General features: G+C 64.0%; 2 protein-coding genes and 1 pseudogene. All 3 read left to right on the top strand.

From position 1 onward, the window contains the following. The coding region (locus tag AWB74_RS44165) for a glycosyltransferase family 2 protein (RefSeq protein ID WP_327363340.1) at positions 1-680 on the top strand (680 nt) is incomplete at its 5' end. Continuing rightward, on the top strand, positions 677-1,738 hold the full coding sequence (locus tag AWB74_RS44160) for a glycosyltransferase family 9 protein (RefSeq protein WP_061152753.1): 1,062 nt from the start codon (positions 677-679) through the stop codon (positions 1,736-1,738). The genes AWB74_RS44165 and AWB74_RS44160, both read left to right, overlap by 4 nt. After that, positions 1,725-2,080 (top strand): annotated as a pseudogene (locus tag AWB74_RS44155) (glycosyltransferase family 1 protein); the annotation flags it as partial. The gene AWB74_RS44160 and the pseudogene AWB74_RS44155, both read left to right, overlap by 14 nt.

Genomic DNA, 2,080 nt, shown 5'->3' with positions numbered 1-2,080 from the left:
CGATCCCCGATCCGCAATGGCTCGTCAACGGCGTGCATGCGCTCGATCATGGCGCGGACGCCGTATCGGGCCTTATCGTCGTGCCGCTGCCCGATCGTCCGACCGACTACGAGCTCGACGCCGCCGGACTCGCGAACGCGGAGTTCGCCACCGCGAATGCATTCGCCACGCGCGCGGCGCTCGAACGCACGGGCGGCTTCGATGCGCGCTTTACATCGGCATGGCGCGAGGACTCCGATCTGCAATTCGCGTTAATGCGCGCGGGACTGAAGATCGCTCGCGCGGAGGACGCGATGGTGCTGCATCCGGTACGTCCCGCGCGCTGGGGCGTGTGCATTTCGCAGCAGAAGAAGAGCCAGTTCGACGCGCTGCTCTACAAGAAGCATCCCGCGCTCTTTCGCGAGCGCATCCGGCGCGGCCCGCCGCTTCTTTACTATGCGATGCTCGCGGCGCTCGCCGTCGCGTTCGTGTCGCTGATCGCGAGTGCGCCGCGCATCGCCGCAATAGCCGCGATTGCATGGATCGCGATGACGTTATGGTTCGCCGCGCAGCGATTGAAAACGACGTCGCGCACGCCCGCGCATATCGCTGAAATGTTATGGACCTCGGCGATCATTCCGTATCTGTCGATCTACTGGCGCATTCGCGGCGCGTTCAAGTTCAGGGTGTTCTGTCCATGATCGAACGCATTGTGATCTTTCGCGCGCTGCAACTCGGCGACATGCTGTGCGCCGTGCCCGCGTTGCGCGCATTGCGGCGTGCTTATCCGCAAGCGCATATCGCGCTCGTCGGCTTGCCTTGGGCGAAGAGCTTCATCGAACGATACGCGCATCTGCTCGATGAGCTGATCGTGTTTCCGGGCGCAATCGGCTTTCCCGAACAGGAAGAAACAGACGCGCATTTGCCTGCATTTCTGAGCGCGCTGAGCGAACGCCGCTTCGATCTCGCGATTCAGTTGCATGGCAGCGGCGGCGTGGCGAACGATATCGTCGAAGGCATGGGCGCGCGCATGAACGCAGGCTTTCTCAAGCCCGATGAACGCATGCGCGAAGGCGCATTCATGCCGTGGCCCGACGAACTGCCCGAGCCCGCGCGCTATACCGCGTTGATGCAACGTCTCGGCATCGACGCGGATGCACTCGATCTCGAGATTCCGCTGACCGATGACGACACGCGCAAATGCGATGCGCTGATTGACGCATGCGCGATGGATTGCGACAGGCTCGTGCTCGTTCATCCCGGCGCGCAGTTGCCTTCACGCCGATGGCCCGTCGAACGCTTCGGCGAAGTGGCGCATGCGTTGTCGCAAGCGGGATGGCAGATCGCGGTCACTGGCGGCGCGGGCGAAGCGTCGCTGACCGTTCGCGTCGCACGCGATGCCGGCGCGCATGCGGTCGATCTCGCCGGATGCACGTCGCTGGGCGCGCTGGCCGCGCTCGTCGCGAGGGCGCGGCTCATCGTCTGCAACGACACGGGGCTTTCGCATGTCGCGGCGGCGATGCGCACGCCGAGTGTCGTGATTGCATCCGGAAGCGATACGCGCCGCTGGGCGCCGCTCGATCGGGTGCGTCATCGCGTGCTGGCCGACTGGCCCGCGTGCCGGCCCTGCGCGTTTCGCGAATGTTCCTACGGCCACGAATGCGCGCTCAACGTGAGCGTGCGCGCCGTGCTCGATGCGGCCTTCGCACAGCTTGCACACACCATTCGAGAGGAGACGCTTCTTCATGCCCATGATTAGTTCGAGGCGCTTGCGTGTGCTCACGTGGCATATCCACGGCAATTACCTGTATTACCTAAGCCAGGCGCCGCACGACTTCTATCTCGTCACGCGACCCGGCAATCCGCCGGGATATGCGGGCACGGCCGGCGCGTTGCCGTTCGGCGCGAACGTGCATGAGATTCCGGCAAGCGAAGTGCCCTCCCAATCCTTCGATGTCGTGTTGCTCCAGCACAAGCGTCAATGGGACGACGATCGCCTCAACCTGCTCACCGATGCGCAACGCCGCTTGCCGCGCGTCTATATCGAGCATGATCCGCCGCAGGAAAACGCGTTCGAGCAGAAGCATTGGGTGCAGGAACG

The organism is Caballeronia arvi (assembly GCF_001544695.2).
Lineage (GTDB): Bacteria > Pseudomonadota > Gammaproteobacteria > Burkholderiales > Burkholderiaceae > Caballeronia > Caballeronia arvi.
The sequence above is the reverse complement of the archived record's forward strand: the minus strand, read 5'-3'. Positions and strand labels throughout refer to the sequence as shown.